General features: G+C 46.5%; 5 protein-coding genes and 1 pseudogene. 3 read left to right on the top strand and 3 right to left on the bottom strand.

The window, feature by feature from the left end; genetic code table 11:
* Positions 1-2405, bottom strand: a 2405-nt coding sequence (locus F8L24_RS10090) for a heavy metal translocating P-type ATPase (protein WP_294955270.1), incomplete at its 3' end; no start/stop codon positions are given.
* A gap of 109 nt (positions 2406-2514) precedes the next feature.
* On the opposite strand from F8L24_RS10090, the gene F8L24_RS10095 reads away from it, so the two are divergent.
* Complete coding sequence (locus F8L24_RS10095; RefSeq protein WP_294955272.1) at positions 2515-2904, top strand: hypothetical protein; 390 nt, start codon at positions 2515-2517, stop codon at positions 2902-2904.
* A gap of 31 nt (positions 2905-2935) precedes the next feature.
* On the opposite strand, the gene gdhA is transcribed toward F8L24_RS10095, so the two are convergent.
* On the bottom strand, positions 2936-4297 hold the full coding sequence (gdhA, locus tag F8L24_RS10100; protein WP_294955274.1) for an NADP-specific glutamate dehydrogenase: 1362 nt from the start codon (positions 4295-4297) through the stop codon (positions 2936-2938).
* Between the two features lie 195 nt (positions 4298-4492).
* Here gdhA and rho point away from each other — a divergent pair, with 195 nt between their 5' ends.
* The gene (gene rho, locus F8L24_RS10105) at positions 4493-5818 is read left to right on the top strand and encodes a transcription termination factor Rho (protein ID WP_294955277.1); all 1326 of its coding nucleotides are present in this window, start codon (positions 4493-4495) and stop codon (positions 5816-5818) included.
* 7 nt (positions 5819-5825) lie between these two features.
* Positions 5826-6611 carry a glutamate racemase gene (gene murI, locus F8L24_RS10110; protein ID WP_294955279.1) on the top strand — a complete coding sequence of 262 codons (786 nt, stop codon included), beginning with the start codon at positions 5826-5828 and terminating at the stop codon, positions 6609-6611.
* Here murI and F8L24_RS10115 read toward each other — a convergent pair.
* A pseudogene (locus F8L24_RS10115) lies at positions 6598-6890 on the bottom strand (tryptophan--tRNA ligase); the annotation flags it as partial. The gene murI and the pseudogene F8L24_RS10115 sit on opposite strands and share 14 nt — an antisense overlap.

Genomic DNA, 6890 nt, shown 5'->3' on the forward strand with positions numbered 1-6890 from the left:
AATTTCAAAAATTTGATACGCATAGAGTTTCCTACAACGATCAGAGAACTCAAACTCATGGAAAGCGCGGCAATAAGAGGGTTGATGTATCCTGCCATGGCAAGCGGAACGGCGACTGTATTGTAGAGCAGGGAGAATCCGAGGTTTTCCCTGACGGCACGGTAGGTACGTTTGGAAAGCCGGTAGGCATCGTAAATACTCTGGGGTTTTTCATCCATAAGTACAACATCACTGACGGAAATGGCAACATCCGTACCGTTTCCCATGGCGATGGCAATATCCGATTTGGCCAGGGCGATAGTGTCATTGATGCCGTCGCCTGCCATGACGACAATATGCCCTTCTGCATGAAACCGGTCTATCATCTCCGATTTTTCATGCGGAAGCAGTTTGGCATAGACTTCTTCGATGCCGACAGCATCGGCAACCTTCTGCGCACTTTGCACATGGTCCCCGGTAAGCATGGCAACTCTGATGCCGAGAGCTTTTATGGCAGCAATTGCCTCCCTGGCACCTTCGCGTACAGTATCGCTTAACTCGAATCTGGCAGAGAGTTTTCCGTCGATGCTGAAGTAGAACAGTGTATTTTCACTGGTTTCTTCGCAGTCGATACCGAAACTTTTCATAAAAGAAGCATTGCCTCCGACAAGTTTGTGTGTCTGGTACTCAGCTTCGATCCCTTTGGCCTGAATGGTTTTGATATGTTCCAGTGCCAGTGTTTCAAACGTATTTTCATTCTCTTGTTCCAAATATTTTCTGATACCGTTTGAAATCGGGTGGTTTGAAGTGGAAACGAGGGCATGGAGCAGGGTTTTATGATAGGTTTGATAAGTCTTTTCCGAAACAACGGAAGGTTTTCCTTCGGTAATGGTACCGGTTTTGTCAAGGGCAAGCAGATTGCTTTTCGCCATGGTTTCAAGATAGCCTGCTTCTTTGAAAAGGATGTTGCGCTGGGCAGCCATACCGATGCCTACGAGTGTGGCCATGGGAGTAGCCAGACCCAGAGCACAGGGACAGGCGATGACAATGACGGAGATCCCGATGATAAGTGCATGTTCAAAATCGGCAGTAACGAGCCACCAGCCTGCGAGTGTAAGGAGCGAGAGAACGAGGATGACAGTGGAGAAATAACCGGAAACTGTATCGGCAAGCTGTTCGATGCGCGGTTTCTTGGTGATGGATTCTTCAAGAAGCGATACAATGGAGTAGAGCAGGGAAGAAGAAGCATCTTTGGTCGCTTCGTAACGGATCACGGAGTCAAGGCAGATCGAACCGCTGAGAATCGTATCTCCTTTCTGTTTGAAGACTGCTTCATTTTCTCCTGTCAGAGAACTTTCATCGAAAGAGCCTTCCCCATGGGTAACGATGCCGTCAATGACCACTTTTTCTCCGGGTTTGAGCTCGATGATGTCACCCAGTGTGACGTTCTCCACACTGACAAGCGCTTTCTCATCGTCCTGTATGAGGGTCACTTCGGTCGGGGTGCTTCCCATAATACTGTCCAGTGTATCGACTGCATGTTTTTTACTGAGCACTTCAAGGTATTTGCCGACCAGTACAAACGTGATGATCATGGCTACGGAGTCGAAATAGACCTCTCCGCGCTGTGTGATCATGGCATAGATGGAATAGAGATAGGCGGAGAAGGCACCGGAAGCGACAAGCGTATCCATGTTGACGATTCTGTTTTTGTACCCGTACCAGGCACCGCGGAAGAAGACCCATCCGCTGTAAAAAAGCACAGGAGTCGCAAGAATGAATTCTGCCGCATTGAGAATATTTTTAAAAGACTGTTGTATACCGCTGAAGTAGCCTGCATAATGGGCAATGGCGAGCCACATAATGTTCATGGAGCCAAAAACGGCGACAAGAATGCGTGAATAATACTCTTTGCGTACTTTTACGGCACGTTCTTCCTGCAGCGCGGGGTCGTAGGGGTAGGCATTGTAGCCTATGGAGCGGATGGTTTCGATGATCTTGGAAAGTTTGATCTCATCAGGGTCCCAGACGATCTTGGCTTTATTGTTGGTGTAGTTGATCGTTGCTTCAATCACACCGTCTGTTTTATGCAGTACCTTTTCGTTGAGCCAGACACAGGCAGAACAGTGGATGCCCTCAATAATGAGATGTATCTCATCGAGGCCCTCTTCTGTACTTTTAATATATTTGTTTTTAAAACCTTCGAGGTCAAATTTTTCGAGGTCATTGCTGTTCTGGGCTGCCGGCTGAAGAGTGGTGTCGCCCAGTTTGTCGTAAAAGGTATCGAGCCCTTCGCTTTGGAGCAGATGGTAGACCCCCTGACACCCTTTACAGCAGAAATAAAGCTTTTCACCATTGTGTTCCTCTGTGATCATGACAGATTCGTCAAACTTGAGATGACAATGGGTACAGGATATTTCTGCCAAATAGTTTCCTTTTTTTTCTTTTGGGTATCACCTATTGTTAGAGATCCCCTTTTGTCTGTAGTCAAAGCACTATAAATAGTACTTTACCTAAAAATGGGTAAAATCCACTATGGAAACTGCATATTTGCTTACCGCTATATTGGCGATACTGGAACTTTTTGAAGCCTGGATGCAGAAAGCACCGACACTTCTGGGTGTCATGCAGCGTCTCTACAAATGGTATGAAAAAAGTATTTTTCTCTTTTTTCTGATGCATCCTGCCTTTTATTTTGTGCTTTTTGTGGTACTTGCCACAGACCGGCTCAATGCCTATATGATCGTCATACTTTCTCTGAAGATTTTTGATCTTTTCTATAAAATCGAGCTGATTAAAAAAATATTCCTGCAAAAAACGGTGCCGCAGGAGCTTGCGGCTATGCTGGAATGGCAGCTTCCCTCCTGGTTTTTTCTGACAGGTGTACTGCTTTATCCTCCGCTGCTTTTTTACGGATTACAGTAGGGTACCGCCGGAGAATAGCATCCCTCAGCCTTTATACCGCACCCTGATCGATCATTGAATCCGCTACTTTCCTGAAACCGGCGATATTCGCTCCCATGACAAGATCTCCTTCCTGTCCGAATTCTTTGGATGTCTCATAGGCTGTTTCGAAGATGTGGCGCATGACCTGTCTTAGTTTAATGTCAACCTCTTCAAAGCTCCACTTTTCCATACTGGCATTCTGGCTCATTTCCAGCTGACTGGTAGCAACACCACCGGCATTGGCTGCTTTCCCCGGACCAAAAAGAATATTGTTCTTCTTGAGGAAGGCTATGGCATCCGGAGTCGTAGGCATATTGGCACCTTCATTGACCAGGATGCAGCCGTTGGCGACCAGTGTTTTGGCATCCTCCAGATTCAATTCATTCTGTGTGGCGCAGGGGAAGGCAATGTCACAGGGAGTATTCCAAGTCTGATGCTTCCCTTCAGGATAGTGGCTCACAGGGGTATAGACACTGTCCGGATGTACCTGTGCATAGGTTTCAAGCGATTGATGGTTGATCTCCTTAATCGCTTTGAGCGAATTGATATCGATGCCTTTTGCATGATAAATGGTACCCCGGCTGTCACTGCATGTGACAGGAATAGCACCCATTTCATAGAGTTTTTCGATTGTATAGGTAGCTACGTTTCCTGAACCCGATACGGTGCAGATCTTGCCTTTGAGCTCGGTATCGTATTTTTTTAAAATATTTTCTGCAAAATAGACTGCCCCGTAGCCGGTAGCTTCTTTTCTTGTATTTGATCCGCCCCAGTTCAGCCCTTTGCCTGTAATAACCCCTTCAAAATGGCCGGTCAGTTTTTTATACTGCCCGAACAAATAGCCTATCTCTCTTGCACCGACACCGATATCTCCGGCAGGGACATCTTTTGTTCCGCCGATATATTTGTAGAGTTCAGACATGAATGCCTGGCAGAAGCGCATAATCTCATTGTCGCTTTTTCCTTTGGGATCAAAATTGCTTCCTCCTTTTGCCGCACCGATCTGAAGGCCGGTAAGGGCATTTTTGAAGATTTGTTCAAAGCCGAGGAATTTGATGATGCCGAGATTGACAGAAGGGTGGAAGCGAAGCCCGCCCTTGTACTGCCCGATCGCAGAATTGAACTGTACCCGATACCCGTAGTTGGTCTGCACCCTGCCGTTATCATCTACCCAGCATACACGAAAGATGATGGTGCGCTCGGGAACCATGATACGTTCCAGGATATTATGCATATCGTACCGGTTGTCTTCTTCCAGCAGGGGAACAAGCGAAGAGACCACTTCATGTGCAGCCTGGTAAAATTCATCCTGGCCGGGACTGTATTCCTGCACTTTGCGTAACACTTTGTCTATATGGGACTGTACTGACATGACTAAGAATCTCCTTCACGAATGAGAATAGGTATATTTGGGCTGATTTTAGCACGAACCGGCTGTAAGTTTGACATTTCAGCCAAAAAGGATTATAATTACATCACTACACATCGATGAATTTATTGCTGTCAAGAGACAGTAGTAACTATTATCCGTGCAAATTCTCCAATTTTTATCCATATAAGAGGAACAATGAGCGAACACAACAAAAAACCTGCCAATGGCCACAATGCCGGCAGAAAAAACAGAACACATGTACCTGTACAGGGCTATAAAATAGAAGATCTCCAGCAAAAACCTCTCGATGAACTTGTTACCATTGCCAAAGAAGTCAGCGTTGAAAATCCCAACGAATACCAAAGACGCGATCTGATCTTCGAGATACTGAAATCCCAGGTCAGTCAGGGGGGATTCATTCTCTATACCGGTATTCTTGAAGTGATGAATGACGGGTACGGTTTCCTGCGTTCCATTGACGGAAATTTTGCCAACTCAAGCAACGATACCTATGTCTCGGCGACACAGGTCAAGCGTTTTGCACTGAGAAACGGTGATATTGTGACGGGTCAGGTACGTCCTCCCAAAGACCAGGAAAAATACTATGCCCTGCTGAAAATTGAAGCGATCAACTATGTCGCGCCTGAAAAATCCAAGCAAAGGCCGCTGTTCGATAACCTGACACCGCTTTATGCCAATGAAAAACTGAAACTCGAATATAATCCGATGAAAATGACCGGCCGCGTACTTGATCTGTTTACCCCTATCGGGAAAGGGCAGAGAGCACTGGTCGTTGCACCGCCGAGAACTGGTAAAACCGAACTGCTCAAAGAATTGGCACACGGGATCACCCATAACAACCCGGATGCTTCTCTGATGGTTCTTTTGGTGGATGAAAGACCCGAAGAGGTAACAGATATGCAGCGGTCGGTCAAAGGAGAAGTCTATGCCTCCACATTCGACCTCCCTGCGCAGAATCATGTCAGAACAGCCGAAATGGTCATTGAAAAAGCCAAAAGACGTGTGGAAATGGGAAAAGATGTCATTATTTTGCTTGACTCCATTACCCGACTGGCACGTGCCTACAACACAGTAACCCCGAGTTCGGGCAAAGTCCTTTCCGGCGGTGTCGATGCCAATGCGCTGCATAAACCGAAAAGATTCTTTGGTGCGGCAAGAAACATTGAAGAGGGCGGTTCTCTGACCATTATCGCTACAGCGCTTATCGATACGGGAAGTCGTATGGATGAAGTGATCTTCGAAGAATTCAAGGGAACAGGTAACTCCGAAGTGGTACTCAGCCGTCATGTTTCGGAAAGACGTATCTACCCTGCGATCGACGTGACCAAATCAGGAACCAGAAAAGAAGAACTTCTTACCGATCCGGAAACTCTCCAGAAAGTATGGGCACTGAGAAACGCCATGCAGAACATGGAAGAGGTCGAAGGACTCAAATTCCTCTTCTCCAAAATGATGAAAACGAAGAGCAACGAAGAATTCCTTGCCATGATGAACGAGTAAATACTTCATGAAGATCGGAGTATTCGATTCTGGTCTTGGCGGTCTGACTGTGCTTCAGGCTGTCACAAAGGTGATGAAAGGCGTAGAGCTCTTTTATGTCGCCGATACGAAAAATGCTCCTTATGGCGAAAAAACACCTGAACAAATTCTACAGTACAGTCTTGATATCACAGCCTACTTTCTCAAAGCACATCAGATCGATGCACTGATCATCGCCTGCAATACGGCAACTTCCGCTGCGGTTAAAACATTGAGAGAAAAATACCCCGAACTGATTATTATAGGGACGGAACCCGGGATCAAGCCGGCACTGGAACAGACTAAAACGGGGAGTATCGGTGTGCTGGCCACGCCTGCGACGCTGGTGGGAGAGAAGTATCAGGATCTGGTCAATGTACTCTCAGCCAAAGAGGATGTCACGCTTTACGAGCAGGCATGTCCGGGATTGGTGGAGCAGATAGAGAAGGGTGAGATCGAAAGCAGTAAAACAGCCCAAATGCTCGAAAGGTGGCTTCACCCTATGCGGGAGAATGATGTCGACACAATCGTGCTCGGGTGTACCCATTATCCGCTGGTGGCACATAAAATAGAAGAAATCATGCAGCGTGAAATGAACCTGATCCATACGGGAGATGCTATTGCAAAGCGTCTGCTTGCACTTTCAGAAACAAAGGGACATGTGAATGAAGGGGAGCTCAATATCTCTCTCTATACGACTTCACATATCGATAAAGAGATCGTCGCCAATATTATGGGCGGCGATTACACTATAGAACAGATTATAGACCTATAGCAGCTCTTACCTGTTCCATTTTGGCATCGGCGATGGCCTTTGCTTTTTTCGCACCCATGGCTAGAATATCATTGACTTCATCCATATGGTCAAGGTAGTAGGCTCTCTTCTCTCTGGCTTCGGCCAATTCTTCCCAGATAAGCTCTTTGAGGTATTTCTTGAAGTGGCCATAACCCTCTTTGCCGCTTCTGTAGCGTTCCTGAAGCTCTTTTTTCTGTGCCTCATCCAGAAAGAGTGCTGAAAGGTTGTAGATGTTGCAGTTCTCCCATTCCAGAGGCT

It is taken from the genome of Sulfurovum sp. (assembly GCF_015493435.1).
Lineage (GTDB): Bacteria > Campylobacterota > Campylobacteria > Campylobacterales > Sulfurovaceae > Sulfurovum.